The sequence below is a fragment of the Streptomyces sp. NBC_00019 genome, from assembly GCF_045041015.1.
In the GTDB taxonomy this organism is placed as follows: Bacteria; Actinomycetota; Actinomycetes; order Streptomycetales; family Streptomycetaceae; genus Streptomyces.
Window position 1 is genome coordinate 531176 of the sequence record NZ_CP108302.1, and the last position, 24517, is coordinate 555692.

The window sequence follows — 24517 nt, forward strand, 5'->3', positions numbered from 1 at the left end:
AGACCGCGTGGGAACTTCAGTTGCGCCGCCCTCACAGCGCGGGCTCAGAGACTGTGACCGCGCAGGACACGACAGGTGGACGGGCTGCCCAGGCGGGAACATCATGCCCTTGGGCTTCTTGTAGCCGGTGATGAGCGCTGGGAGTCGCGGTGGGCGTGGTCAGCTGGTGGTCTTCCGGTTCCCAAAGGGCTGCCGCGTCATTCCTCGGCCGGGGCGGCGGCTCGGGGAAGGCGTAGCTGGAAGCATGCTCCGAGGGTTCGGGGGGTGAGGGTGAGGGTGCCTCGGTGGCGGTGGGCCAGGTCGCGGGCGATGGCGAGGCCCAGGCCGGTGCCGCCGTGGTCGCGGGAGCGGGCGTCGTCGAGCCGGACGAAGCGTTCGAAGATGCGCTCGGCGTCCTCGGTGGGCACGCCCGGTCCGTCGTCGTGCACCGTGAGGACGACCCAGTCGTCCTGGTTTCGGATGGTGATCTGGATGCGGTGTGCGGCGTGGCGGGCGGCGTTGTCGATGAGGTTGCGCAGCAGCCGTTCGTATTCGTCGGGGTTTCCGTGTGCGAGCGCAGGCTCGGTGCTGTCGCAGGTGAGGGTCAACGGTCGTTCGGTGAGGGGGTATTGCTCGGTCAGCCGGGAGGCGAGCGCTGTCAGGTCGACGGTTTCGGGGCCGGCTATGGGGGTGCGGGTGTCGAGGCGGGCGAGGAGCAGCAGGTCTTCGGTGAGGGCCTGGAGGCGGCGGGTCTGTCGTGCGGCGGTGGTGGCCGCGGCGGGCCAGTCGGTGCGTTCCGGGTAGGCGAGCGCGACTTCCAGGCTGGCCAGCAGTGTGGTGAGGGGGCTGCGCAGTTCGTGGGCGGCGTCCGCGACGAAGCGGCGTTGCTGGGTGGCGGCGTTGTCGAGGCGTTGGAGGGTGGAGTTGATGGTGGTGGCCAGGGCGGTGATCTCGTGTCCCGTGGCGGGGACGGTGACGCGTTCGCGGGGATCGCTCGCGGTGACCGAGGCGGTGAGGACACGGATGGCTTCGACCGGCCGCAGCGCGATGCGGACGGCGAAGTAGGCGACGGCGGCGATCAGTACGAGGCTGACGAGCCCGGCCCGCAGCAGCAGGCGGTCGGTGGCCTTGGTGATTGTCGAGGCGATGTCCTCGGCTGCGTGCGGGAGCACCACCACATAGACCCGCAGCTGGGCGTCGGCGGCGACACCCAGAGCGGCGACTCTGTCGCTGCTCAGTTCATCGGCCCTGACATCGTCGTACATGACCGGGTAGGTCCCACCGTCCTTGCCGAAACGGTCCCCGGGCTTGGAGTCGTGGCGCGCCGGTATGCGCATGGGACGGGTCGTATAGCCCCAGGTTGCCCCGTCATCCGGTGGGGCGGGCAACTCGGCTTTCGGTGGGGCGGGCAGCACATGGCGGGTGCCGGGATCGAACTCCTCCATGCCTCCGCCGTAGGCGACAGCGGCGCGGCGGCCGGTCGCGACGACCTCGTACGGCACAGTGCTTCGGCGAACGGGAACCGCACCCTCCTTCAGCTGCTCGACGAGAGCCAAGAGCTGTTCCTGCGCCTGCCCTTCGGCGATCTGCGTGCTCTCGCGGTAGACGTCGCGGTGTACCCACCAGCCGATGCTCACCAGGATGACGGCGGCGGCTGATGCGGCGGCCAGGGCGGTGCGGGCTCGTACCGAACGCGGCCACCAGCGGCGTCGCGGCTCAGTCGCGTTCACGGTCGTCCACCAGCCGGTAGCCGGTACCCCGTACGGTCTGCAGGGACTGCCGGTCAAACGCGGCGTCCACCTTCTTGCGCAGTGCGCTGACGCGCGCCTCCACCAGGTTGGGATCCAGGGCTTCGTCGGGCCACGCGTGATAGAGCAGATCCGATTTGGAGACCGCCTGGCCCGCTCGGCGGGCGAGCAACTCCAGCACGGCGAACTCCCGGGGTGTGAGATCCACCCGGGCCCCGGCCCGGCGGCAGACCCGGCCGGCGACATCCAACGAGAGGTCGCCCACGGCCAGGACGGGCGGGGCGACCGCGGCGGCCCGTCTGACCAGGGCCCGCAGCCGTGCGACGAGCACCATGTAGGAGAAGGGTTTGGCCAGGTAGTCGTCGGCCCCCGTGTCCAGGGCCTCTGCCTGATCCCAGTCCCCGTCCTTGGCGGTGAGTACGAGGATGGGGGTCGCGTTGCCCTCCCGTCGCAGCTGGGCGCAGACCTTGTAGCCGTTGAGTCCGGGCAGCATCAAGTCCAGTACGACAAGGGCGTATTCGCCGGTCCGGGCCATCCACAGTCCCTGCCGGCCGTCATGGGCGAGGTCGACGCTGTAGCCCTCGGCGGTCAGACCGGTGTGCAGGGTGTGGGCAAGGTCCACCTCGTCTTCGACCACCAGGATGCGCATGCGGTGCAGCCTCGCACAGCGCCTGCCCGCCTTCCTGATCGGCCGGTCAGGTTGGATCAGCATCCGGTCAACGAGGTCCCGGCACGCTGGCGGAGTTTCTTCGCCACTGCTGAAAGGCCCTGTCGCCGATGTCCGTTGATGAACGTGGCCCCGCCGTGGCCAGGCCGGTTTCCCCTCCCGTACCCGCCCGTCGACCATCACCGGGCCCGGCCAAAGCCGTTGTCGTCATCGCGCCCTTGGCGCTGACCATCGCTCTGGGGCTCTGGGGTATCCGCAGGAAGAACACCATGTGGGGGGACGAGTCCGTCACCTATCAGCTCGCGCACCGCGATCTTTCGCAGATTTGGCTCACCGTCCAGCATGTTGATCTGGTCCATGCCCTCTACTACGCCGTGATGCACGAGCTCTTCGGCCTCTTCGGCCCAGGGCTGCTGACGTTGCGGTTGCCGTCTGTGCTGGCCATGTCCGTGGCGGCGAGCGGAATCGGGCTTCTGGCGCTACGCCTGGCGGGACCCCGTGCCGGGCTGCTGGCCGGCTTGGTGTTTCCGCTCCTTCCCCAGGTGCAGAAGTTCGCCCAGGAAGGCCGCTCGTACGCCATGGTGTGCGCCCTGGTCACCTGGGCCACCTATGCGCTCGTGGTCAGCGTCCCGCAGCGCGCCCGGTGGCGGTGGGCGGTCTATGGCTCCACCATGCTGCTGGCCTGTCTGCTCCATGAGTTCGCGGTCCTCGCCCTGGTTGCACACGGCGTCACACTGGTCGTCTCCCGTGTTCCACGACCGGTGCTGACGGCGTGGAGCGTGGCTGCCGCAGGCGTTGTGGCCGGGCTGTTGCCGCTGGCGATCTGCAGTGCGGGCCAGTCGGGGCAGGTGTCCTGGATCGACGGACCAGTGCGGCTTCGCTATCTCCTGATTGTGGCGGTCGTGGGTGTGGCGTGTGCCCGAGCACCCCTGGGAGTGAGGGGGCCCGTGCGGCTTTCCGCGCTGGCTGTGCCGATTCTTGTGCTTCCAGGGCTTCTGCTGCTGACCGCCTCCCTGGTCAAGCCCCTTTTCGTCGACCGGTATGTGCTCTACAGCAATATCGGAATCGCCTTGCTGCTGGGAGCCTGGATGGATTATTTCCTCCGGCGACAGCAGTCTTCTCGCAACGCGTGGATCGCGGCGGTTGCCGTACTGGCCGCGCTCGTCCCGCCGAGCCTGTCGCTGAGGACGCCCCAGAGCCGGAGCAATGACGTCACTGCCATCGGCGCCGCCATACGCAAGGAAGGCCGCCCCGGCGACGGGCTGCTCTATCTCGCCGGCCAGCACCGGATCTGGATTGCGGCCATCCCCGAGGACACCCGTTTTCTGACAGATCTCGCCCTGGCACAGGATGCCGTTTCGTCGAACACGCTTGGAGGTGTCGAGCTTCCCGCCCAGGAAATTGCGGCACGCATGCTGGAATTCGACCGGATCGTCGCGGTCCGGGCGCCGGGTGCGCACTCGCCGACCAACCCGCGGGAGGAAGCGAAAACGAGCACCCTGCGGCGCCACTTCCGCGAGTACGGAACAACCCGCGCCCACGGGGCGCGAGTCACCGTCTATGTCCGAGACCACGACCGGTCCCCGAAGGCCGGTCCTGGATCCAACAGCTCGGGCGCGAGCGGTGGGGTGATGAGGTGACCGCGACTGGCCCCGGCCCGGTCGGCACCACCGCCGCCACACTGTCTCGACCCGGAAGCCACGGACCTTGACTTGCCGGTCGCTGCTGCCGTGGGAGGCTGCGGCTGTTCTCCCGGCCACCAAACCATGTCCGGTATGCCCCATTAGGGCCTGTGTAGCCTGACTCCGTTCCGGTCAGCGGTGCCGGCGTGAGTGGTCGATGGGTCGGAGGGCACACGAGCTGTGACGATATGCTCACGCGGTGGGCCGGAATCCCGTCGCGCTGCCGTCGGGGCTGCCGGAGGGTGGGGAAAACGCCGGTCCGGGCGAGCACAGGACCAGGGGGGCGATGAGGTGCGGCAGGCAGGCGTGCTCGATGTCGGGTGCCACAGTGCACTGCTGACGGTGGTGCGGCGGCGCCCGGGTGCTGTGCTGGAGCCGGTGTTCTCCCGCAAGGTGCGGCTGAGTCTGAGCGATGCCCTCGACCGCAAGGGGCGGCTGGACCATGCCGGCGTGAAAAGCATCGAGCGGGCAGTGGCCGAGGCCGTCGCCGCAAACCCTGCTCTGCGCGGACCGGAAGTGTTCGCGTTCGCCACCTCCGTCATCCGGGACGCCCCCAACCGGGACGCGATCATCGCGAGTGTGGCTCGCACCACTGGCACCCGCCTGCGCGTGCTGACCGGCGAGGAGGAGGCGCGGCTGGCCTACGTGGCCGCCCGCCACTGGGCGGGCCCGGTGGCCGGCCCCCTGCTCGTCCTGGACATCGGCGGCGGCACCGTGGAGATCGCCGCCGGCACCGGAGACCAGCCCCACACGGTGTACTCGCTGCCGCTGGGCGCGCGCAGGATCACCCGGGACTGGCTGCCCGGTGGCGCCGCACCGTCCCAACGCCGCCTGGCCGAGATCCGGAAGTTCCTGCGTCAGTCCCTGGCAGCCGTTCCCGGCCTGCCGCAGGCCGAACCGGGCGGGCGGGTACTGGCCTGCTCCAAGACCTTCGAACAGCTCGCCCGGCTCGCCGCAGCACGGGGCACGGCGCCTCGAGCCGGGCGGCAGCTGGCCCTGCCTCAACTGCGCGCTTCGGTCACCCTGCTGGCTGGGGCGAAGCCGTCCCGCCGTAGCAAGCTGCCGGGCATCTCCCGGCACCGCGCTGAACAATCCCTGGCCGGAGCCCTGATCGCTCAAGCCCTCATGGAAGCCTGCGGGGTCACGAGCGTCGAGATCAGCCCCTGGTCCACCCGGGAAGGACTGCTGCTCGAACGCCTCGGTGTGTCCCACCCGGCAGTCGGCCGCCTCGCCGGCTGAGCCCTCCGGATGTCGAAAGCGTCGGCATCCGGACCATCACCGTGGCCGGCATGAACGGGCACGAGTCACCGCAGATGCAGGTCCTCGTTCGCCCGACGGCACGGGTCACGCGCAATCAGTCGGGGCCGTTCCAGTCGAACGGGAAGTGCTTGCTGGACTTGCCGCTGCGGTCCCAGTTGAAGCCGAAGGCATCGGCCTGGTCCGTCGTGGCGCGGCCCCACGTGGCGATCTGGCCCGGGCCGACCTCGGCACCGCCGGCGTTGTGGACCTGCACCCGCGCCCCGGCGGGCGTGGTGGGACCGGCCAGGGCCTCCGCGCGGGCGGTGACCCGGCCAGGGACCTCGACGCTCCACGAGCCCAGGTCGTCGTCGATCTCGACGATGACGGGGGCGACTTCCATGCCGCGCACCTCGAAGGGGGCGAGCTCGCTGAACTCCTTCGGCCAGCCTCCTACCGCACCGCTGAAGATCGTGCCGAGCGCGGCGCGCTGCTGCTCATCGGCGCGCTCGTCGACGAAGAAGGCCGCATACGAGTCGGTGGCGGCGCCCGCCCAGATGTTGCCGGTGAAGGACCCGAGCATCAGGAAGTTCAGCCCGTCGAGCCGGATGTCCCCGAACCGGCCCTCGCGTATGTGCCAGACGAGCACTCCCTCGCAGTCGCCCTCGGTCGGGGGCTGGGCGAAGGTGCAGGGGCACGGTATGGCGCACTTACAGGTGTCGAACCAGTCGCCGACCAGGCGCCAGGCCGGGCTGGTGGTTGCTTCGGTCATCTCACTGACCTCCTCCTCCCCCGTTACCGCAAGGCTCTGGGATCGGCGAGGCTGTCCCGCACAGAGCCCGCGCCCACAACGGCGTAGCGGCCTCATCTCCAGCATGCGCCTGCCCGGCCAGGAAATCCCAGCCCTGCGCAGGGTCGCCGCCTCACCGCACACCGCCCCCGGCCCGGACCAGACCCAGGTACTGGACTGAGCTGAGCAGATCAAGACCGGCAAGCAGCTGCCCTGCCGGTCTGACGGACAGCCCGTCGGCCGCCGCACGGAACCGGTCCGGGCACCCCCTTCCGCTTTTGGGCCCTCCGATTCTGTGCTCTGCTGGAGATGTCCTCGCAGTACTCGCCACGCTTCCCGGCGTTGCGCAGCCCCGCAGCTGCGCGGGCCGCTGCACTGATCGGGCAGCGGGCGGCCTCGGGAGGCGTGCCATGGCCCATCTCCGGTTCGCCCCGCCGGTGCCCACCCGGCCGGGGGTGCTGCTGGCGAGGCGAGATCTCGCTCTCGGCTGGGTCGTCCTGGTGTTGATCGCCGCTCTGGCCTGGCTGCTCACGGTCGCCCAGTCCCGCGACATGGGGATGGAGCCGGGCACCATGGGCCTGGCGCTCCCGTTGTTCCTCCTCTTGTGGGTGGTCATGATGGCGGCGATGATGCTGCCGTCGCTGGCGCCCGTCGCCCTCACCTGGGTGCAGGCGATCCGCCGTACCACCGAAGGCCACGCACGGGCCCTGCGCATCGCCGAGTTCGTCGGCGGTTACCTGCTCACCTGGACCGGGTTCGGGCTGCTCGTGTACGGGGCCCTGGCCGCGACCGGGCGTCTCGTCGACAGCGACCCGGATGCGGGCCGCTGGATCGGTGCGGGCGCGTTCCTGCTCGCGGGCCTGCAGCAGTTCGGCCCGCTGAAACGGGTCTGTCTGCGGCACTGCCGCAACCCCATGTTCCAGCTGCTGCGGTACGCACGCTTCCGACCGTGGGCGAAGGACCTGCGGGTCGGCGCGCACCATGGGCTCTACTGCGTCGGCTGCTGCTGGGGCCTGATGATCGTGCTGATCCCCCTTGGTGTCATGAACGTGGCCGCAATGGCGGGACTGGCGACCGTGATCTTCCTGGAGAAGCTGTGGCGGGGAGGCCCCTGGCTCAGCTGGGCGGTCGGCCTCGCCTTCCTCGTCCTGGCCGCGCTCGCGCCGTTCCAAGACTGGCTGCTGCCGGGCTTGGAGATGTCCGATCCGTCGATGGACGAGATGGACAAGATGGTCGACCGGAGTCGCTGACCGGTCGTCGTTCGGCCCGCCAGGCGGCCCGGCGGCAGCTGAGGAAGCCGGCACTCGCGCTACAGAACGGTGCGACGAAATTCACGGCGCCGCGTATGGCCGTGGCCGCACCGGTGTCCCCGGTTGCGATGACGGTGCCCTGGTTGACCAGCTTCGAAGCAGTCACCAGTGTCACTCGCGTCGGCCCCGGCATGCCGTCCGAGGCTGAACCCGTTTTGCAGAACCGCGGAAAACATCACGGGGGACATCGACATCAGTTTCGGGCGAGCTGTTCGACTCGGTGGTGGATGTGCTCCACGTGGTGCTCGGATTCGGGCTTCATCAGCACGCTGCGGAGGATGCGGGCACTGTCCGCGTCCGCGGTGACTTCGGGGTGGCGTGCGGTGAACGCCTCGCGGTCGGCTCTCAGGGTGCTCAGGAACACCGGGTCGGGGCTCGTCATGCCGTCCTCCAGGATGCGGGCGGAGGCCGTGTCGATGCCGGTCAGGGTGGCGGGGTCGACCACGGGGAAGTAGCTGACGATGTCCAGTTCCGGCTGCTGATAGAGCTCCAGGTGGTCGGAGGCGGTGATCAGTTGTGCCCACTTCGTGGCGGCCCGGCGGCCCGCCGCCAGCACCCGGCCCAGACCGTCGGCGGTGGGCGGCAGGAGCTGGAGGGTGAGCCACAGCGCGGCGGCCGATGCGCCGGCGCGTGAGCATTCCAGGCTGATCTCGCCGAGGTGGAGCTCGCTGGAGGTGAAGTAGGTGTACGGCGAGTCGTGGAGGTAGAAGCGGCCGACGTCCGGGTCGCGGAAGAGGACGGCGCCGCAGCCGTAGGGCTGGAGCCCGTGTTTGTGCGGGTCGACGACGATCGAGTCGCACTGGGCGATCGCCCGCCACGGCTCGGGCGGGAGCCCTTCGGGTCCGTCGGCGCCGGCCAGCAGCGTGAAGAAGCCTCCGTAGGCGGCGTCGACGTGCAGGCGTACGCCGTAACGCTCTCTGAGGTGCAGGGCGTCATGGATCGGGTCGACGGCCCCCAGGCCGGTGGTTCCGGCGGTCAGTACGACTGTGCCCACCCGGCCGCTGCGCAGCAGGTCCGCCAGCGCGTCGAGGTCCATGCGTCCTCTGTTGTCCGTCGGGACCGCGTAGCCCTCCATCCCCAGCACGCGGCACATACGGCCGTGGGTGTAGTGGGCGTCCGCGCTGTATGCGACACCTCGACCCGGGTGGAGTTCGCGGGCGACGAAGAGGGCTTCGAGGTTGGCGATCGTGCCGCTGGTGGTGAGGTGGCCGAGGTGGGTGTCGTAGCCGAACATGGCGGCCAGCTGGGCAACGGCCTCGCGTTCCATCCGGGCCGTGGCGGGGCCGCCGTCCAGGGCGTGGTTGTTGGGGTTGATCAGCATGGCGGTGAGGTAGCCGGCCACCGCGGCGGGGTGTGGGGGCTTGAGCATCTGTCCCACGTAACTCGGGTGGAAGAAGGGGTAGTTGTCCCTCAGTCTCCCGGTGAACTCCTCGAAGGCGGCGGCGAAGCGGTCGTCGTCGACCTGGAGGGAGGGGTGCGGCTGATAGGGGCCGAAGGTGTCGGCCCAGTCCTGTATCGCGTGGGTGGCTCGGCCGAGCCAGTGCTGCAGGTCCATGGAGGCCCCTCTCTCCGATATGGCCGACGGGATGGCGTCCACCATAGGATTTGATTGAGCAGTCAGCAATTGACTGCTCAGTAATTGAGACATCAGTAGGTGATGTGGCACTAAACTCGGAGGCCAGGACCGTCGAGGATGGGGGAACCCGGACAGGTGAATGCCGCGACCCGGCGGGGCGACCAGGCCGCCCGTGCCGCCAACACCCAGCTAGTTCACGATTTCGGGCTGCTGATCAAAGCCGCGACCCGCCTGGAGCAGCGGATCGACGCCGCCCTGCGACGGGAGTGCGGGATCAGCCACACGATGCTCGAGGTCCTCATCGGACTGTGCCGAGAGCCGGGCGAGGAGGTCTCCCAGCGCCGGCTCGCCGACGACCTCATCCTCACCAGCAGCGGTACCACCCGGCTGATCGACCGCATGGAAGAGGCCGGTCTGGTCCGCCGCGTCCCGTCACCGGAGGACCGCAGAAGCATCCTGGTGGAGCCGACCGATCACGGCCGAACCGTCTTCCTTCAGGCCGCGGCCGTTCACTCTCACGTCGTCGAGCGGCACTTCGTCACGCCCGTGGGCCGTGACGACTACCCACGGCTGACCGGCGCGCTGAGCGACATCAACGAGTCGCTGCGCGGCGCTACCGACTGACATCGCGCGCCCGGCGAAAAACCGTCCCGGCTGACCGCCCGGGCGAGACCGACCACGGTGACCTGCGCTCCCGTCCGCGTACGTCCTGGTCAGGCGGATATGACGGCAGGCGGCCACGGCCGGCGGTCGGACCGCTCTGGCTGCTGCTGCCAGACGTACCAACGGCGGTGGTACCTGCCGGAGTCGTCCCAGCAGCGGGGGCTCGTTGTATCGCGCCGCGTCCGGCACGCTGGATCTCGTGCCGCGCCGTCGGCCCAGGAGAGTGCGGCGGCCGGGAGTCGAACACGATCGGCCGCCGCACTCTCCTGGGCCGACGGTCCGACTCCTCCACCGCGGCGCCCGCCCTGCGGTGCCGCGTCACCACCTGTATGTGCGCTGTCGCATCCTCCCGAAGACGGCCGTGATGCCCGTACGCATGCCGATTCGCGCACACGACGATGGTTGGTGACGCTGCCCGTCTGCCGTCGACCAAGACAGTGGGCATGTCCATCGCCCCCGAGTCCGCAGCCCCCTGCCTGACGCCGGCGGTCCGGCTGGACGGCGCCGAGGTCACCCTCATCGAGGGCCTGGCCAAGGGCGACCAACTCCACCCGCTGCAACAGGCGTTCATCGACCAGGACGGCTCCGCGGAGGAGATCCGGGAGTTCATGAGCGGCGACATCTGCCCCTGCGGCTGCTACGTGAAGATCGTGCGCGCGGTCGAGCAGACCGCCACCCGTGGGAAATGAGGTCCGGCCCCATGCAGCCTGCGGGCCCGGGGCCTCACAGTCAGCGCGTGGTCGTATGCGTCTCGGCGGCATCCCAGGGGCTCCTGATCAGACAAGAACTCCGCTGCGCTCGGCGAGGCCGCGCAGCTCCATCGATGTCGCCCCAGAGACCAGCAGGCTGGAGATGGTCAACCACGGCCACTCGCGCACACTCCCCCTGCCCGCCACGTACGTCATCGACCCCGACGGCACCATCCGCTGGGCGTTCGTCGACACGGACTACACGGCCCGCGCCGAACCGTCGGACATCCTCGCCGCACTGGACGAGCTGAGCCGAACCCACGACTCTGGGGCCCGGGCCCGAGTGACCGTGAACCTCCGTCAGGCGCGCGCCAGTTCAGCCGCTCCGAAGGAGACGTCGAAACGGTCGCACCAGATGCTGACGCTGGTATAGCGGGACAGGTCCACGTCATCGGGCACGGTGTAGTTCTGACTGCCCTTGTTCCCCTTGAGCTTGCCGAGACTGACATACTCCCCGTCGTCGAACACCCGCCAGCCGTCCCGCCCCTCCTTCACCGGCGCGTCGGTCAACCACACCCGCAGGTCCGGGCCGTTGCTCGTGTCGAGCTGCTCCAACCGGACGACGTGCGTGCCGTCGGCGAGCCGTACCAGCTTCACCATGCCCGAGGTGGCGTGCTCATGGCTGAGCAGTTCGCCGCTCGCCAGCATCCGCGGCCCCGCAGCCGCGGAGTCGCTGGCGGAGGGCGCGACTGCGGGAGGCCCGGAGCCGACCACGGCACCGGGCAGCGCCTCGTCCACCGTCTTGTCCTGCCACAGCTTCCACGGCTGGAACCAGTACAGCCCGAACCCCACCGCGGCGACGGCCACCACGAGGCCACCGATGAACAGCCGCCCACGCAGGACCTTTTGCGTCCGCCCCATTACCGCCTCGCCTCCCGCAAGCTTCCTGTCACTGCCCATTCAACGCAACGCTCGGCCCTCGGACGGCCCGCGAACGATGACGGAAGTCTTACGCCCGGACGGAAGCGGGCCTCACTCAAAACGCACTGTCCGAGTGCCGCCTCGGCTCCAGGCGGAGTCCCGTCGCGTCGTCGTGGAACTACTCGTCAGTGATCTGGCGCTGCTGGTGCTCCGGCACCGCACCTCGCTGCTCGGTCTCTGCCCAGGACATTCCCTCAGCGACTGGCGGACGTCGCGGCCAGGACACCGGCAATGACAGAGATCCCGGCAAGGAGTCCAAAGAGCGCTGGATAGCCGCCGAGTTCGCCCGCGAGGGCTGCTCCCGCGAAGGGAGCCAGTGCGGAGGCGATGGTGACGGGTGCGGCCAGGAGGCCGGAGAGGCGGCCGTAATGCCTGGTCCCCCAGCGGTCACTGACCGCTGTGGCCTGGAGGAGGGTGAGGTTGCCTCGGACCATGCCCGCTGTGACCGCCAGGAGGAGCAGGAGGGCGTACGGCCCTGATACGACGGCGAGCGCTGCGGTTGTTGCGCCGCCTGCCGTGATCAGAGTGACCGTGCGGGTGGTGACGCCGGTGCGGCGGGCAAGGGCGGAATACAGTGTGCGGCCCAGCGTCTGGCCGGCGCCGCCGAGGCCGAGCGCCCAGGCCGCCGCGGTGGGGCTCGCGCCGCGTTCGGTCAGGAGCGGAACCAGGGCGATGACGACGGCGTACATCGCGAAGCCGTTCAGTGTCAGCGCGGCGGCGAGCAGGAGGAAGGGGCGGCTGCGGGCAACCGATCGGCTGCCGTCGGTCTGTCCGGTGGGGTGCGCGGGGGCCGGCGGCCAGGGGGCTCGCAGGCCGAGGGCATGGGCCGGGATGGTGACCGTGGCGAGGATCAGCGCCAGGATGGCGTACGTGGTGCGCCAGCTGAGGTGTTCGGCGAGGGCCGCCGTCAGGGGTGCGAAGACGGTCGAGGCGAGGCCCCCGGCGAGCGTGACGATGGTGAGTGCGCGGACGCGGTCCTCTCCCCACCAGCGGGTGAGTGCGGCGAAGGCCGGCTGGTAGAAGGTGGCCGCCATGGACAGTCCCGCGAGCAGCCAGGCCAGGGTGAAGACGGTCAGGTTAGGTGCGTACGCGAGGGCCAGCACCGCGGCGACGCCGAGGACGGATCCGAGGGTCATCACGGCACGTGGGCCTCGACGGTCAAGGACGCGACCGACGGGTACCCCGGCGAGCGCGGAGACGATCAGTGCGGCGGAGAAGGCTCCGGTGGTGGCGGTCGTCGACCAGCCGGTGTCGGCCGTGATGCGGGCGTTGAGGACCGGGAAGGCGTAATAGACGATGCCCCAGCTGGTGATCTGACTGGCGCAGAGGGCGGGCAGGGCGGCGCGAGGCCGCGACCGGTCTCCCGTTCCGGTCGCGGCCTCGCTGGTGTGAAGGTCGGTCATCGGCGGATCAGCAACAGCCGCCCGCAGCGACAGGTTCCTTCGCGCCGCTGGTGTCGGCCGTCGTCGGGTCGGCGCAACAGGTGCTGCCCTGCTGCTTGGCCAGGGAGTCGGCGTCGGCCTTGACGACGTACACCTCCCAGGGCTCCTGGCCGGGGCCGTGGACCCAGACCTTGTCCTGGAGGGCGTAGCAGCAGGTGGTGTCGTTCTCGACGTCGGTGGCCAGGCCGGCATCGCTCAGCCGGGTGGTGGCGGCGTGGACGGCCTCGGTGCTGTCGACCTCTACGCCGAGATGGTCCATGCGGGTCGCCTCGTCCGGGGTGCCTTCGATCAGGACGAGCTTGAGCGGTGGCTCGGCGATGGCGAAGTTGGCGTAGCCGTCGCGGAGTTTGGTGGGTTCGGTGCCGAAGAGCTTGCTGTAGAAGGCGATGGACGCGTCGAGATCCGGGACGCGGAGGGCGAGTTGTACACGGGATGTCATGGCGAACCTCCTGGTGTGGGTGCGGGTTCAGCAGCCGCCGGACGTGGAGGCCGGGGCACCGGTGCCGATCTGGAGCGTGGTGGGGGCGGCGCAGCATCCGCCGCCGGACTGCTCGGCAGTCCCCGGCCCGTCGAACAGGCCCGCGCCGCCGCAGACTCCGGTCTCCGGCAGGGTCAACTCGACACGCTCGGCGGCCTCTTGGTCACCGGCGATCGCGGCGGTGATGGAACGGACCTGCTCGTAGCCGGTCATGGCGAGGAAGGTGGGGGCGCGGCCGTAGGACTTCATGCCGACCAGGTAGACGTCCTGCTCGGGGTGGGAGAGCTCGTTCACGCCGTGCGGGTAGACGGTGCCGCAGGAGTGCACGTTCGGGTCGATCAACGGCGCCAGGGCCGTCGGTGCCTGGAGGCGCTCGTCCAGACCGAGACGGAGCTCGGAGAGGAAGGAGAGGTCCGGGCGGAAGCCGGTCAGGACGATGACCTCATCGATGGGGTCCGTGCGGCGGCCGCCCTCGGCGATCAGGACGAGCTGGTTGCCGTCGCGTTCGACAACCTGGGTACGGAAACCGGTGACCGCGCTCGCGTGGCCGGCCTCGACGGCGGCCTTGGCGCGCAGGCCCAGGGCGCCGCGTGCCGGGAGTTGGTCGGCCTCGCCGCCGCCGTAAGTGTTCGAGCCGATGGCGCGTCGCAGGATCCACACCGCGTGCGTCCCGTCCTCCTCCTTCGCGAGGTCGGCGAGGAGAGCGAGGGCGGTGAACGCGGAGACACCGGAGCCGACGACGGCGGTGCGCTTACCCGCGTAACGGGCGCGTACGGCCGGGTCGTTGAGGTCCGGGACACGGTAGGAGATGCGGTCGGCGGCGACCTTCTCGCCGAGGGCGGGCAGGCCGTCGGCGCCCACCGGGGAGGGCGTGGTCCAGGTGCCGGAGGCGTCGATGACGGCGCGGGCGGTGAGGCGTTCCTCGCGGCCGTCCGAGGTCTCGATGTGCACGGTGAAGGGCTGCTCGTCGCGGCCCGCGTCGACGATGCGGTCACGGCCGGCGCGGGCGACGCCGGTCACCCGGGCGCCGTAGCGGACCGTGTCGCCGAGGGCATCGGCGAGCGGCTGGAGGTAGTGCTCGGCCCAGTCGCCGCCGGTCGGGTAGGCGGCGGAGTCGGGGCGAACCCAGCCGGTCGGGGCCAGGAGCTTCTCCGCGGCCGGGTCGACGAGCTCGCCCCATGTGGAGAACAGACGGACGTGCGACCACTCCCGCACGGCGCTGCCCGCGGTCGGGCCGGCCTCCAGGACCAGGGGGTCCAGGCCGCGCTCGAGCAGGTGGGCGGCGGCGGCCAGGCCGATCGGTCCGGCGCCGATGACCACGACGGGCAGACGGTCGATGGCGGGCACGCCGTTGATGGACACAGCCACTGGATTCCCCTTTACTTCGACATCCGTCGATCTCTTACGCTGCCAAGCATGGCACCTGTATCGATAGGCGTCAACATAGACATTCATCGAATCCGGAGGGGCGTACGGAACGCGCGGATGCAGCCGCGACCGAGGCAGACCAATCCGGACTGGCCGCGGCGCATGCCCTGCGCAGGCAACGGATGGTGCCGGTCGTTCCGGAGGCGTCCGATCTGCCCACCGCATCGTGGCTGCACCACTACGACCGAGAACGAGGGCGAGGTAGGCGGCGAAGGGGTTGCGAACCCCGCGGATCGCCCCGAGCAGCGAACCCAGCAGGCCGCCGGCGGAGTAGGCGGCGTGGACGCGGCTCATGCCCGACGCGACCCGGGTCAGCCCCGCCAACAGCAGTCGCGCCGAACTGCCGCGCTGGATGACGACCCCGCCCAGCGCGAAGCCGTCGACCATCCCCAGCGGGAACGCCTCGACCAGCATCCCCAGCACCGTTGCACTGGCCCCGCCGTGCGCGGCCAGGCCGGGAAGCGCCGAAACGATCAGGCTGCACCCGACCGCGTCCAGCGCGCCTCGCCCCAGCAGCAGGACATAGACCGCACCCCAACACACCGACGCCCGTTCCGTCTGGTCGGTGCCGGTGCTCACGGCTCGCCGCGCGGGCGCTCTCGCGCCGCACTGCCTTCACTGCGGGCCGGCGCGGGGCGCCCCATGACGACATCGGCCGCCGAGGGGAAGGCGTGGACGCACTCCTCGTTCAGCCGGTACCAGCTGGAAGCACCCTTTCGCTCCACCTGCACGAAGCCCACCTCCGCCAGCCCCTTGAGGTGGTGCGAGACCGTCGACTGCCCCACCTCCACGGCCTCGACGATCCGCCCCACGGTCATGGGCTCACCGCCGCGCGCCAGCAGCGTCACGATCTGAATGCGCGTGGGGTCGGCCAGCGCCTTGAACCAGCTCGCGTAACGCTCGGCCTCGGAACGTTCCAGAAAGTCTTTCATCGATAATCGACGATAGTCGATGCGAGAGGCACGCGATAGCCCTACCCCTCGCCGACTGGTTCGACATGTGTCAACATAGATACATGTCGAACACGAAGGTGCTGCCGCTGCTGGAACCCGAGGCCGTGGTGCCGTGCTGCCCACCGCTCACCGAGCGACCTCTGACCGCCGACGAGGCCGAGAAGACGGCCCTGATGTTCAAGGCGCTCGGAGACCCGGTGCGGCTGCGGCTGTTCTCCGCAGTGGCCTCACATGAGGGCGGCGAGGCGTGCGTGTGCGACATCTCCGACGTCGGGGTTTCCCAGCCGACCGTCTCCCACCACCTGAAGAAGCTCAAGGAGGCCGGCCTGCTCACCTCCGAGCGGCGCGGTACGTGGGTGTACTACCGCGTCGAGCCGTCCGTGGTGGCCGCGATGGGGAGGATGCTCAGCTCCCTGGGCTGAGCCCACCGCACGGGAAGCGGGTGAAAGCGATGGACGAGGCGTCGGTGGACCGGCAGCTGGTCCACGACGAACTGGAAGCGGCCCGTACGGCATTCCACGAGCTTCTCGACGCCGCCACCGACGCCGACCTGCGCCGGCCCACCGACGGCACCCGGTGGACCAACGAGCAACTGTTGTTCCACATGCTCTTCGGCTACATCCTGGTGAAGCCGCTGCTCGTCCTGATGCGATTCTTCGGACGACTGCCGCGCGGTGCGAGCCGGGCCTTCGCCCGTGTCCTCGACGCAGGCACTCGGCCCTTCGACGTCGTGAACTACCTCGGCCCGCTCGGTGGCGCGAGGATGTTCGGACGCCGCGGCCTGGGCGCGGCATTCGACCGCGTCATCGCCGGGCTGCACCGGCGGCTCGACGCCGAGCAGGAGGCCCAATTCTCGCTGGGCATGCACTACCCGACGCGCTGGGACCCGTTCTTCCGGGACGTCATGACGACCGCGGACCTGTACCGGTACCCGACCCGGCACTTCGAGTTCCACCGTCGCCAACTCACCCTGCCTGCCGGTCCGCAAGCAGCGCGCTGATCTCGCGGGCCGCTTCGCGGGCTGGGCGGCCGACGCCGATGAGGGTGGCCGAGGCAGGCCCGGTCCAGTCGCCGTAGCCGAGCAGGTGCAGTCGCGGCTCGTCGACCGCACGGGTGCCCTCGGTGGCGATGTGCCCGCGTCGACCTCGGAGTTGGAGCGGGGCCAGGTGGGACAGGGCCGGGCGGAATCCCGTGCACCAGATGATCGCATCGGCGTCGGCACGGGTGCCGTCGGACCACTCGACTCCGCCGGGGAGGAGCCTGGTGAACATCGGGCTCGCCTTGAGCAGGCCCCGATCGCGGGCCTCGCGCACAGGCGGCACGGCGACGATGTCGCCCAGTGACGCGACGCCGCCTGAGTCCGTGCGACCCTCGTCGAGGGCGCGGCGGCGGGCGGTGGCCGCGTCGAAGAGGGCGCGGCCGTCGATGTCGTCGGCCAGGTAGCGGGGCGGGCGTTGAGTGACCCAGGTCAGCTCGGTGTCGTACGCCAGATCGGCGGCGATCTGAGCGCCGGAGTTGCCGCCGCCGACAACCACGACGCGCTGCCCCGCGAAGTCGTGCGGGCTGCGGTACTCCACCGTGTGCAGCTGGCGCCCCCCGAAGAGCCCCCTGCCTGGAACGGCAGGGAGGAAAGGGCGCCACCATGTGCCGGTCGCACTGATCACCGCGCGGGCGCGCCAGGTGCCGGAGCCGGTCTCCACGCGCAGGAGTTCACCGTCCCGGTGCACTCCGGCCACCCGCACCGGTCGCTCGATCGGCAGCTCGTAACGCTTCTCGTAGTCCCCCAGATACGCCACCACATGCTCTGCGTCCGGGTACTCCTCCCCCGCCTGCGGCGGCATGAGCCGGCCTGGCAGCGAGGAGAAGGCCGCAGGCGAGAAGAGGTGCAGCGAGTCCCACGTGTGCTGCCAGGCACCCCCCGCCGCCGCCTGGGCATCGAGGATGACGAAGTCCACGCCGAGGCGGCGCAGATGGTAACCGGCGGCGAGGCCGGACTGGCCGCCGCCGACCACCACCACCTGCGTTTTACGGGTCATTCAGCGGACCGGCCGCGCACGAAGATGAGCGCCACCAGTGCCAGACCGACGACCCCGCCCACGAGTTGGGCGCCGATGAAGCCCAGCAGCGACCCCGGCGCGATGCCCGCGAACGTGTCGCTGAATGTACGGCCGATGGTCACCGCCGGGTTGGCGAAGGACGTGGAGGACGTGAACCAGTAGGCGGCGCCGATGTACGAGGCCACGGCCACCGGCGCGAACCGGAGCTGGTTCGTGCGGGCGAGGCCGAAGATCAGCAGGATGAGCCCGGCGGTGGCCACCACCTCGCCCAGCAGCAGATGACCGGCCGAGCGGTCGTGAGTGGACCACTCCACCAAAGGCTTGCCGAACATCGCGTCCGCCAGGATGGCGCCCGCGATCGCGCCGACGATCTGCGCGGGGACGTACACCGCGACCTCGCGGGCCGTGACACCGTCGCCGCCGTGTCGGGCCGTCCACCACTCGGCCAGTGTGACGACGGGGTTGAAGTGCGCTCCGGACACCGGCCCGAGCAGCAGGATCAGAATGCCGAGGCCGAAGACGGTGGCGATCGAGTTCGCCAGCAACTGGACCCCGACATCCTGCGTGAGCTCGGTGGCCTGGATGCCGGAGCCGACCACGACGGCGACGAGGAGGGCGGTGCCGAGCAGTTCGGCCGCGGCCCGGGACGTCAGCGGGGTACGGGGTGGCGTGGCGCCCGGCGCGGGTTGTGGCTCGCCGTCTATGGCGGCCTCCCCGGCTCTGTCGTGCTCGGTGGCCTCGGTGGCGGTCAACAGGACTCCTTCAGTGCGTTCGCCGTAGCGACGGTGATCAGGGGCAGGACCGCTTGACGTTGTTCTCGGCGGTGGCGCGCGCGGTCTCCGCCAGGTCGGCGAACTGGCCCGCGAGGGTGGCGATGACGTCGGGCTTGAGCCGGTAGTAGGTGAACCGGCCGCAGGGCTCGGTCTCCACGACCCCTGCCTCGCGCAGCACCTTCAGATGGTTGGAGAGGTTGGTCTGCTTGGCCCCCGTCTCCTCGATCAGGTGCATGCTGCAGAGCGTCTCCTTGGCGAGCAGGGTGACGATCTGGAGGCGGAGCGGGTCCGCGAGAACCCGCATCAGATCAGTGTCGACTGACGTCATCATGGGCTGATACTCTCACATCACTTCGGGCTGATACCAGTCCGGGCTGAACCCTGGGACCCACATCCCCACACCCGTGGGGCCCACGCCCCGAAGGGGTTTCCCATGACCGCATCCCCGCTCCCCGTCCTGCCCGACGAACGCCTCGCCTCCGGCATCGCGAGCCTGGCCCTGCGCTACCGCGGGCACTTCTCGCCGGAGACCATCCAGCGCCTCGTCAACGACTCCTACGAGCGCCTCGCCGAGCACGCCCGCGTCCACACCCACCTGATCGTGCTGACCGAGCACCTTGCCACCGAGCGACTCGACGCGCTCGCCCACATCCAGAGCGCCCCGGGCAGCGGCCTGCCCCGCGTGCTGTTCGTGTGCAGCCACAACGCCGGCCGCTCCCAGATGGCCGCCGCCCTCCTCACCCACCGCGCCCACGCCCACGTCACCGTCTCCTCCGCGGGCACGCACCCTGCCGCCGAAGTCGAGCCGGTCGTCGCGCAGGTGCTCACCGAGGCCGGTGTGGTGCTCACGGAGGCCTTTCCGAAGCCGCTGACCGACGAGGTGGTGCAGGCCGCCGACATCGTCATCACGATGGGCTGCGGGGATGCCTGCCCGATCGTGCCCGGCCGCCGCTACCTGGACTGGCCCGTCACCGACCCCGAGGGCGCCCCGATCGCCGTCGTGCGCGGCATCCGCGACGAGATCGACGCCCACATCACCGAACTGCTCAACTCGCTGCCGAGCGCCTGAACCCCGTACACCCCGTACTCCTCGCACTCCTCGCGCTAAGGAAGAACCCATGTCCTCCAGCCCGCTCGCCTCCGTGCTGTTCGTCTGCGTCCACAACGCCGGGCGCTCCCAGATGGCCGCCGGTTTCCTGACCCACCTCGCGGGCGACCGGATCGAGGTCCGCTCCGCCGGCTCCATCCCCGGCGACCAGGTCAACCCGTCCGCGGTCGAGGCGATGAAGGAGATCGGCGTCGACATCTCCGCAGCCGAGCCGAAGATCCTGACCACCGAGGCCGTTCAGGCGTCCGACTACGTCATCACCATGGGCTGCGGCGACGCCTGCCCGATCTTCCCCGGCAAGACGTACCTCGACTGGGCCCTGGAGGACCCGGCAGGCAAGGGCGTCGAGGCCGTCCGCCCGATCCGGGACGAGATCAAGACGCGCATCGAGGCCCTGATCGCCGAGATCGACGCGAAGCAGGAGGCGTGATCCCAGTGACCGACGGAACCGGCAGGACCGACGCGGCCGACAGTGACGGCATACGTGACGTCATCGTCATCGGCTCCGGTCCCGCCGGATACACCGCCGCCCTCTACACCGCCCGCGCCGAGCTCAGGCCCCTCGTATTCGGCGGCGCGATCTTTGTCGGCGGCGCGCTCACCACGACCACCGAGGTCGAGAACTTCCCTGGCTTCCCCGAAGGCATCGACGGCCCGGTCCTCATGGAGAACATGCGGGCCCAGGCGATGCGCTTCGGCGCCGAGATGATCGACGACGACATCGTCGAGGTCGACCTCACCGTCGACATCAAGACCGTCACCGACACCGCAGGCACGGTGCACCGCGCGAAGACCGTGATCGTCGCGACCGGCTCCGGCTACCGCAAGCTCGGCCTGCCACGCGAGGACGAACTGTCCGGCCGGGGCGTGTCCTGGTGCGCGACCTGCGACGGCTTCTTCTTCCGCGACCGCGACATCGTGGTCGTCGGCGGCGGCGACACCGCCATGGAGGAGGCCACCTTCCTGACCCGCTTCGCCCGCTCGGTGACCGTCGTCCACCGCCGCTCCACCCTGCGCGCCTCCCAGGTCATGCAGAACCGCGCCTTCGCCGACGACAAAATCTCCTTCGCCTTCGACAGTGAGATCGCGGAGATCAAGGAAATGGACGGCAAACTCGCCGGAGTCGTACTGCGCGACGTCTTCACCGGCAAGACCCGCGACCTGGACGTGACCGGCCTGTTCATCGCGATCGGCCACAACCCGCGCACCGAACCCTTCACCGGCCAGCTGGAGTTGGACGACGCCGGCTACCTGAAGGTGCAGTCGCCGTCGACCCGCACGAACATCCCGGGGGTCTTCGGCGCCGGCGACGTCGTCGACCACACCTACCGCCAGGCCATCACCGCCGCCGCCAGCGGCTGCCAGGCCGCCCTCGAGGCCGAGCGCCACCTCGCAGCTCTCGCCGACAACACAGACACCACCCCCGCGACTGCAGATCTCGACCTCGAGAGCGCCGTCAGCTGAGCACCAACACTTGCCCCGGCAGAGAGCACACTCTGCCGGGGCAAAGTGCTGCCCTGTTTCGGGCGCAGGCCTGTCCGGTCACGGACTGGGGCTCGCCGAGACGCATGAGTCAACATTCATATGGACATGGGATTCATTTTCATCTAGCGTTTCCGGTGTCAGCGATTCGGCACCCGTGCTGGAGGTGAACCCGGTGTGAGCGCCCCCACCGTCGGACAGCGACCGACCCGTCAGCGGTCGGCTCTCGTGCAAGCCCTCGCGAACTGCTGTGACTTCGTCTCCGCACAGGACCTGCACGCCCGTATGACCGGCGACGGAACGCGGATCGGGCTGACCACCGTGTACCGCGCGCTGCGCGCCCTGGAAGCCGCGGGCGAGGTCGACGTCGCCCAAGCCGCGGCCGGGGAACGGCTTTACCGCTGGCGGCCCGGCACCGGGCACCGCCACTACCTGATCTGCCGCGCCTGCGGCTTCAACCGGCCGGTGGAGGCCGAGGTCGTCGAGGAGTGGGCCGGACGGATCGCCGCCGACTCCGGATTCGCCGGAGTGGAGCACATCGTCGAACTCACCGGCGTCTGCACCGACTGCCAACCCGCCACGAACTGAGGAGAACCGCCGCCATGCCCTTGGCATTCGGGCCGGGACATCCCGCGACACCCAGCCCCCACCTGCGCAAACTGAAAGAGACCGTGCGCATCCTGCTGGACCTCGACGAGGACACCGCCGTCGTGATCCGCCAGCTCGCCTGCACCGAACCGGGCTGCCCGCCCCTGGAGACGGTCGTCGCCGCCCTGCCCATGAACGGCCCGGCCCGCCGCTGGACCCTGCACCAGCCCACCGACGACATCACCGAGGACGACCTCAGGGCCGCCCTGCTCACCACCGCACCCGAAGGAGCCCACCCCGCATGAGCACCCCCGCCCCGACCGACGGCCGCGTCCCCGTCACCGTCCTCACCGGCTTCCTCGGCTCCGGGAAGACCACCCTCCTCAACCGCATCCTCACCGAGCACCACGGTCTGCGTATCGCCGTCATCGAGAACGAGTTCGGCGAGATCGGCATCGACGACGCCCTCGTCCTCGACGCCGAGGAAGAAATCTTCGAGATGAACAACGGCTGCATCTGCTGCACCGTCCGAGGAGACCTCATCCGCATCCTGGGCGCCCTGATGCGGCGTCGCGAGAAGTTCGACCACATCCTCATCGAGACCACCGGCCTCGCCGACCCCGCGCCCGTCGCCCAGACCTTCTTCATGGACGACGAGATCGCCGCCCAACTGCGCCTGGACGCCATCGTCACCCTCGTCGACGCCGCCCACGTCCTCCAGCACCTGGACGAGGTCAAACCGGAAGGCGTGGAGAACGAGGCCGTCGAACAGATCGCCTTCGCCGACCGGATCGTGCTCAACAAGACCGACCTCGTGGACGAGGCCGCGCTCGAGGAGGTCGAGTCTCGGATCCGCGCCATCAACGCGCCCGTGCAGATCCTTCGCGCCAAGCACGCCGAGGTCGCCCTCCAACAGATCCTCGACGTCGGCGCCTTCGACCTGGACCGGGTCCTGAAGGACGACCCGTCCTTCCTCACCGACACCGAGCACCAGCACGACACCACCGTCACCTCGGTCGGCATCGAACTGGCGGGCGAGGTCGACGAACGCCGCCTCAACGCCTGGCTCAGCACCCTGCTGCGCACCAAGGGCGCCGACATCTTCCGCTCCAAGGGCATCCTCGCGATCGCAGGGTCCAACAGGCAGTACGTCTTCCAGGGCGTCCACATGCTGCTGATGGGCGAGCAGGGCGCCCAGTGGCGGACCGACGAACCGCGCCGCAACCGGCTCGTCTTCATCGGCCGCAACCTCGACCGCGACGAGCTGGAGCGCGACTTCGCCGACTGCCTGGTCATGGCGGGGGCCGCCGCGTGAGCATCGCAACAGCCGACCACGCACTGTCCCCCGCCTGGGAAATCAGTGTCGACGACGCGCCCGCCTCGCTCAGCGCGCGCGGCGACCTCGTGGCCGTCGCCGGTGCCGAAGGGACCGTACGGGTCCTGGACGCGGCAATGGGCGCCGAGATGGGAGCGCTCGAGCTGCCGAGCGGCGCCCTGAAGGTCGAGCTCGCCCCCACCGCCGTGCGCTTGGCGGTCACCGGACCCACACGCTGTGAACCGCTCGGTGCTCCGGCCGGTGAACCGCCCCTGCACCCTGGTCGTGTGCCGAGGCTGCTGCTGCGGCAACCCGCGCAAGTACCCCGGCACCGACCACACCTGGCAGCTGGACCGGCTGCGGGCCGGGGCCGCCGAGCACGGCTTCCAGGTCCGTACGACGGACTGCCTCGGCCCCTGCGACCAGGCCAACGTCATCGTCGTCCAGCCCTCCACCGCAGGACGCAGAGCCGGTGGCCGGGCCATCTGGATCGGCTTCGCCATGGACGACGCCTGCACGGACGACCTGCTCATCTGGGCCGCCGACGGCGGACCGGGTGTCGCGGTACCGCCACCCACGCTGGAGTTGCAGTTCGTCGCTCCACCGCGCGAGGCCCGGTCGCGTGCACGCCGCTGAGCCCGAGTCGGGAGGCGGCCGCGACACCATCGCGGCCGCCCGTCTCGATGAGGCCACAGCATCCTCCGTGGCCACCACGCTCCAGGCCCTGGCGACCCCGTCCCGGCTGCTGATCCTCACGACGCTGCGCCACGCCGCGTATTCGGTCACCGAGCTCGCCACCGCCATCGGCATGGAACAGTCCGCCGTCTCCCACCAGCTACGGCTGCTGCGCGCCCTGGACCACCACATCGAGCATCTACGCCCGGCATCCGCGACCCGGGCTAGCTCAGGCGCAGGCCCTCGCGGAGAACGTCGAGAAGGCCGGTGTGAACGCCGAGTACTCGATCGCCGTACGCCAGCTGCCGGACACGAAGGAGCTGGCGTTCAAGCCACTGCAGTCCTACAGCGACGGGCGTGCCGGCCGCTGGATCGAGCTGGACGAGAACGGCGAGTGGCCGCCGAGTCATCTCGGTGGCCAAGGGCCCGCGCAGGTCAGTCGTGCGGAGCCTTCCCGCTCACCCGGTGGTCGGCGTGGCTGAGCGCCTCGACGACCAGGCGCCGCAGATGCCCGTCGCTGAGCCGGTAGTAGATGTGGCGCCCGTCGCGACGGGTGTCCACGAGTCCGGCAAGCCGCAGCTTGGCCAGGTGCTGGCTGACCGCCGTGCGTGAGGCGTCGATCCGCTCGGTGAGCGAGCCGACGTCCGACTCACCCTGCGCCAGCAGCCACAGCAGATGGAGTCGGGTGGCGTCCGAGAGCATCGCGAACACCCCGGCGGCCTCGGCGAGCCGCACGCTGTCCAGGGCACGCAAATGCGCATCGGCCGCAGGTGAGACGGAGTGGCTTTCAGGCATGGGCTCAGCCTAGAGCCACCGGGAAGCCGGCCACTTCCAGCCTTCATGTGCGCAGGTGCGCACATGAAGGCTACACTTGTCGGAACCGAGTCGAACCCGACC

Annotated in this window: 27 protein-coding genes and 3 pseudogenes; 17 read left to right on the forward strand and 13 right to left on the reverse strand. The window is 69.9% G+C overall.

Features of this window, described 5'->3' with window-relative positions; all coding sequences use genetic code 11:
- Positions 1-197 precede the first annotated feature (197 nt).
- The gene (locus OHU89_RS02500) at positions 198-1709 is read right to left on the reverse strand and encodes a sensor histidine kinase (protein ID WP_405639363.1); all 1512 of its coding nucleotides are present in this window, start codon (positions 1707-1709) and stop codon (positions 198-200) included.
- Entirely contained in the window at positions 1696-2376 is a 681-nt protein-coding gene (locus tag OHU89_RS02505; RefSeq protein WP_405639365.1) for a response regulator transcription factor, read from the reverse strand. The genes OHU89_RS02500 and OHU89_RS02505 overlap by 14 nt, the downstream gene beginning before the upstream one ends.
- Before the next feature lie 128 nt (positions 2377-2504).
- Here OHU89_RS02505 and OHU89_RS02510 point away from each other — a divergent pair, with 128 nt between their 5' ends.
- On the forward strand, positions 2505-4034 hold the full coding sequence (locus OHU89_RS02510) for a hypothetical protein (RefSeq protein ID WP_405639367.1): 1530 nt from the start codon (positions 2505-2507) through the stop codon (positions 4032-4034).
- Between the two features lie 348 nt (positions 4035-4382).
- Positions 4383-5315 (forward strand): Ppx/GppA phosphatase family protein, encoded by a 933-nt coding sequence (locus OHU89_RS02515; protein WP_405639369.1) that lies wholly within the window; start codon positions 4383-4385, stop codon positions 5313-5315.
- Between the two features lie 115 nt (positions 5316-5430).
- On the opposite strand, the gene OHU89_RS02520 is transcribed toward OHU89_RS02515, so the two are convergent.
- Complete coding sequence (locus tag OHU89_RS02520) at positions 5431-6084, reverse strand: DUF1326 domain-containing protein (protein ID WP_405639371.1); 654 nt, start codon at positions 6082-6084, stop codon at positions 5431-5433.
- 428 nt (positions 6085-6512) lie between these two features.
- Between OHU89_RS02520 and OHU89_RS02525 the strand changes: the two genes are divergently transcribed.
- On the forward strand, positions 6513-7352 hold the full coding sequence (locus OHU89_RS02525) for a DUF2182 domain-containing protein (protein ID WP_405639373.1): 840 nt from the start codon (positions 6513-6515) through the stop codon (positions 7350-7352).
- Positions 7353-7605: 253 nt separating this feature from the next.
- Here OHU89_RS02525 and OHU89_RS02530 read toward each other — a convergent pair whose 3' ends face one another.
- Positions 7606-8967 carry a pyridoxal phosphate-dependent decarboxylase family protein gene (locus tag OHU89_RS02530; RefSeq protein ID WP_405639375.1) on the reverse strand — a complete coding sequence of 454 codons (1362 nt, stop codon included), beginning with the start codon at positions 8965-8967 and terminating at the stop codon, positions 7606-7608.
- 138 nt (positions 8968-9105) lie between these two features.
- Here OHU89_RS02530 and OHU89_RS02535 point away from each other — a divergent pair, with 138 nt between their 5' ends.
- From OHU89_RS02535 to OHU89_RS02545, 3 genes and pseudogenes are all read left to right on the forward strand, one after another.
- Positions 9106-9612 (forward strand): MarR family winged helix-turn-helix transcriptional regulator, encoded by a 507-nt coding sequence (locus OHU89_RS02535; RefSeq protein WP_405639377.1) that lies wholly within the window; start codon positions 9106-9108, stop codon positions 9610-9612.
- 512 nt (positions 9613-10124) lie between these two features.
- Positions 10125-10340, forward strand: a pseudogene (locus OHU89_RS02540) ((2Fe-2S)-binding protein); the annotation flags it as partial.
- A gap of 157 nt (positions 10341-10497) precedes the next feature.
- Positions 10498-10650: pseudogene (locus OHU89_RS02545) on the forward strand (peroxiredoxin family protein); the annotation flags it as partial.
- Positions 10651-10700: 50 nt separating this feature from the next.
- Here the strand turns inward: OHU89_RS02545 and OHU89_RS02550 are convergent.
- The 4 genes from OHU89_RS02550 to OHU89_RS02565 all read right to left on the reverse strand — a co-directional run bounded on the left by OHU89_RS02550 (position 10701) and on the right by OHU89_RS02565 (position 14609).
- A complete protein-coding gene (locus OHU89_RS02550) occupies positions 10701-11261 on the reverse strand; it encodes a DM13 domain-containing protein (RefSeq protein ID WP_405639379.1) in 561 nt (186 codons plus the stop codon).
- Between the two features lie 254 nt (positions 11262-11515).
- A complete protein-coding gene (locus tag OHU89_RS02555) occupies positions 11516-12724 on the reverse strand; it encodes an MFS transporter (protein WP_405639381.1) in 1209 nt (402 codons plus the stop codon).
- Positions 12725-12731: 7 nt separating this feature from the next.
- Positions 12732-13202 (reverse strand): ArsI/CadI family heavy metal resistance metalloenzyme, encoded by a 471-nt coding sequence (locus OHU89_RS02560; RefSeq protein ID WP_405639383.1) that lies wholly within the window; start codon positions 13200-13202, stop codon positions 12732-12734.
- Between the two features lie 27 nt (positions 13203-13229).
- Positions 13230-14609, reverse strand: coding sequence for an FAD-dependent oxidoreductase (locus OHU89_RS02565; RefSeq protein WP_405639385.1), 1380 nt, complete (start codon positions 14607-14609; stop codon positions 13230-13232).
- 352 nt (positions 14610-14961) lie between these two features.
- Here OHU89_RS02565 and OHU89_RS02570 point away from each other — a divergent pair, with 352 nt between their 5' ends.
- Positions 14962-15195 carry a hypothetical protein gene (locus OHU89_RS02570; protein ID WP_405639387.1) on the forward strand — a complete coding sequence of 78 codons (234 nt, stop codon included), beginning with the start codon at positions 14962-14964 and terminating at the stop codon, positions 15193-15195.
- 49 nt (positions 15196-15244) lie between these two features.
- Here the strand turns inward: OHU89_RS02570 and OHU89_RS02575 are convergent, their stop codons facing one another.
- Positions 15245-15601 (reverse strand): ArsR/SmtB family transcription factor, encoded by a 357-nt coding sequence (locus OHU89_RS02575; RefSeq protein ID WP_405639389.1) that lies wholly within the window; start codon positions 15599-15601, stop codon positions 15245-15247.
- 83 nt (positions 15602-15684) lie between these two features.
- On the opposite strand from OHU89_RS02575, the gene OHU89_RS02580 reads away from it, so the two are divergent.
- Both OHU89_RS02580 and OHU89_RS02585 read left to right on the forward strand, forming a co-directional pair.
- Positions 15685-16044: an ArsR/SmtB family transcription factor gene (locus tag OHU89_RS02580; RefSeq protein ID WP_405639391.1), complete on the forward strand. Its 360-nt coding sequence runs from the start codon at positions 15685-15687 to the stop codon at positions 16042-16044.
- Between the two features lie 29 nt (positions 16045-16073).
- Entirely contained in the window at positions 16074-16622 is a 549-nt protein-coding gene (locus OHU89_RS02585) for a DinB family protein (RefSeq protein ID WP_405639393.1), read from the forward strand.
- On the opposite strand, the gene OHU89_RS02590 is transcribed toward OHU89_RS02585, so the two are convergent.
- From OHU89_RS02590 to OHU89_RS02600, 3 genes are read right to left on the reverse strand one after another with little or no spacing between them, the layout of a single operon-like run.
- Positions 16588-17658: an ArsO family NAD(P)H-dependent flavin-containing monooxygenase gene (locus tag OHU89_RS02590; protein ID WP_405639395.1), complete on the reverse strand. Its 1071-nt coding sequence runs from the start codon at positions 17656-17658 to the stop codon at positions 16588-16590. The two genes, OHU89_RS02585 and OHU89_RS02590, sit on opposite strands and share 35 nt — an antisense overlap.
- Positions 17655-18431 (reverse strand): aquaporin, encoded by a 777-nt coding sequence (locus tag OHU89_RS02595; RefSeq protein WP_405639397.1) that lies wholly within the window; start codon positions 18429-18431, stop codon positions 17655-17657. The genes OHU89_RS02590 and OHU89_RS02595 overlap by 4 nt, the downstream gene beginning before the upstream one ends.
- A 37-nt stretch (positions 18432-18468) precedes the next feature.
- Complete coding sequence (locus tag OHU89_RS02600) at positions 18469-18783, reverse strand: ArsR/SmtB family transcription factor (protein ID WP_405639399.1); 315 nt, start codon at positions 18781-18783, stop codon at positions 18469-18471.
- Positions 18784-18885: 102 nt separating this feature from the next.
- Here OHU89_RS02600 and OHU89_RS02605 point away from each other — a divergent pair, with 102 nt between their 5' ends.
- The 8 genes and pseudogenes from OHU89_RS02605 to OHU89_RS02640 all read left to right on the forward strand — a co-directional run.
- Positions 18886-19521 (forward strand): low molecular weight phosphatase family protein, encoded by a 636-nt coding sequence (locus OHU89_RS02605; RefSeq protein WP_405639401.1) that lies wholly within the window; start codon positions 18886-18888, stop codon positions 19519-19521.
- A gap of 49 nt (positions 19522-19570) precedes the next feature.
- Entirely contained in the window at positions 19571-19990 is a 420-nt protein-coding gene (locus OHU89_RS02610; protein ID WP_405639403.1) for an arsenate reductase ArsC, read from the forward strand.
- 5 nt (positions 19991-19995) lie between these two features.
- Positions 19996-21024, forward strand: coding sequence for a thioredoxin-disulfide reductase (gene trxB / locus OHU89_RS02615; RefSeq protein ID WP_405639405.1), 1029 nt, complete (start codon positions 19996-19998; stop codon positions 21022-21024).
- A gap of 195 nt (positions 21025-21219) precedes the next feature.
- Complete coding sequence (locus tag OHU89_RS02620; protein WP_405639407.1) at positions 21220-21630, forward strand: Fur family transcriptional regulator; 411 nt, start codon at positions 21220-21222, stop codon at positions 21628-21630.
- A 14-nt stretch (positions 21631-21644) separates the two neighbouring features.
- The gene (locus OHU89_RS02625) at positions 21645-21935 is read left to right on the forward strand and encodes a hypothetical protein (RefSeq protein WP_405639409.1); all 291 of its coding nucleotides are present in this window, start codon (positions 21645-21647) and stop codon (positions 21933-21935) included.
- Complete coding sequence (locus OHU89_RS02630) at positions 21932-22945, forward strand: CobW family GTP-binding protein (RefSeq protein WP_405639411.1); 1014 nt, start codon at positions 21932-21934, stop codon at positions 22943-22945. The genes OHU89_RS02625 and OHU89_RS02630 overlap by 4 nt, the downstream gene beginning before the upstream one ends.
- Before the next feature lie 237 nt (positions 22946-23182).
- Positions 23183-23581: a (2Fe-2S) ferredoxin domain-containing protein gene (locus tag OHU89_RS02635; RefSeq protein WP_405639413.1), complete on the forward strand. Its 399-nt coding sequence runs from the start codon at positions 23183-23185 to the stop codon at positions 23579-23581.
- A pseudogene (locus OHU89_RS02640) lies at positions 23568-23801 on the forward strand (ArsR family transcriptional regulator); the annotation flags it as partial. The gene OHU89_RS02635 and the pseudogene OHU89_RS02640, both read left to right, overlap by 14 nt.
- A 254-nt stretch (positions 23802-24055) precedes the next feature.
- On the opposite strand, the gene OHU89_RS02645 reads toward OHU89_RS02640, so the two are convergent.
- Positions 24056-24415, reverse strand: coding sequence for an ArsR/SmtB family transcription factor (locus tag OHU89_RS02645; protein ID WP_405639415.1), 360 nt, complete (start codon positions 24413-24415; stop codon positions 24056-24058).
- Positions 24416-24517: the final 102 nt, after the last annotated feature.

Excerpts from the sequence above, each read along its gene's own strand:
- OHU89_RS02505 (WP_405639365.1), bottom strand. The coding sequence starts at position 2,376 with ATGCGCATCCTGGTGGTCGAAGACGAGGTGGACCTTGCCCACACCCTG.
- OHU89_RS02510 (WP_405639367.1), top strand. The coding sequence starts at position 2,505 with ATGTCCGTTGATGAACGTGGCCCCGCCGTGGCCAGGCCGGTTTCCCCT.
- OHU89_RS02520 (WP_405639371.1), bottom strand. The coding sequence starts at position 6,084 with ATGACCGAAGCAACCACCAGCCCGGCCTGGCGCCTGGTCGGCGACTGG.
- OHU89_RS02525 (WP_405639373.1), top strand. The coding sequence starts at position 6,513 with ATGGCCCATCTCCGGTTCGCCCCGCCGGTGCCCACCCGGCCGGGGGTG.
- OHU89_RS02530 (WP_405639375.1), bottom strand. The coding sequence starts at position 8,967 with ATGGACCTGCAGCACTGGCTCGGCCGAGCCACCCACGCGATACAGGAC.
- OHU89_RS02535 (WP_405639377.1), top strand. The coding sequence starts at position 9,106 with ATGGGGGAACCCGGACAGGTGAATGCCGCGACCCGGCGGGGCGACCAG.
- OHU89_RS02550 (WP_405639379.1), bottom strand. The coding sequence starts at position 11,261 with ATGGGGCGGACGCAAAAGGTCCTGCGTGGGCGGCTGTTCATCGGTGGC.
- OHU89_RS02555 (WP_405639381.1), bottom strand. The coding sequence starts at position 12,724 with ATGACCGACCTTCACACCAGCGAGGCCGCGACCGGAACGGGAGACCGG.
- OHU89_RS02560 (WP_405639383.1), bottom strand. The coding sequence starts at position 13,202 with ATGACATCCCGTGTACAACTCGCCCTCCGCGTCCCGGATCTCGACGCG.
- OHU89_RS02570 (WP_405639387.1), top strand. The coding sequence starts at position 14,962 with ATGCCCGACGCGACCCGGGTCAGCCCCGCCAACAGCAGTCGCGCCGAA.
- OHU89_RS02575 (WP_405639389.1), bottom strand. The coding sequence starts at position 15,601 with ATGAAAGACTTTCTGGAACGTTCCGAGGCCGAGCGTTACGCGAGCTGG.
- OHU89_RS02580 (WP_405639391.1), top strand. The coding sequence starts at position 15,685 with ATGTCGAACACGAAGGTGCTGCCGCTGCTGGAACCCGAGGCCGTGGTG.
- OHU89_RS02585 (WP_405639393.1), top strand. The coding sequence starts at position 16,074 with ATGGACGAGGCGTCGGTGGACCGGCAGCTGGTCCACGACGAACTGGAA.
- OHU89_RS02590 (WP_405639395.1), bottom strand. The coding sequence starts at position 17,658 with ATGACCCGTAAAACGCAGGTGGTGGTGGTCGGCGGCGGCCAGTCCGGC.
- OHU89_RS02600 (WP_405639399.1), bottom strand. The coding sequence starts at position 18,783 with ATGATGACGTCAGTCGACACTGATCTGATGCGGGTTCTCGCGGACCCG.
- OHU89_RS02605 (WP_405639401.1), top strand. The coding sequence starts at position 18,886 with ATGACCGCATCCCCGCTCCCCGTCCTGCCCGACGAACGCCTCGCCTCC.
- OHU89_RS02610 (WP_405639403.1), top strand. The coding sequence starts at position 19,571 with ATGTCCTCCAGCCCGCTCGCCTCCGTGCTGTTCGTCTGCGTCCACAAC.
- OHU89_RS02625 (WP_405639409.1), top strand. The coding sequence starts at position 21,645 with ATGCCCTTGGCATTCGGGCCGGGACATCCCGCGACACCCAGCCCCCAC.
- OHU89_RS02630 (WP_405639411.1), top strand. The coding sequence starts at position 21,932 with ATGAGCACCCCCGCCCCGACCGACGGCCGCGTCCCCGTCACCGTCCTC.
- OHU89_RS02645 (WP_405639415.1), bottom strand. The coding sequence starts at position 24,415 with ATGCCTGAAAGCCACTCCGTCTCACCTGCGGCCGATGCGCATTTGCGT.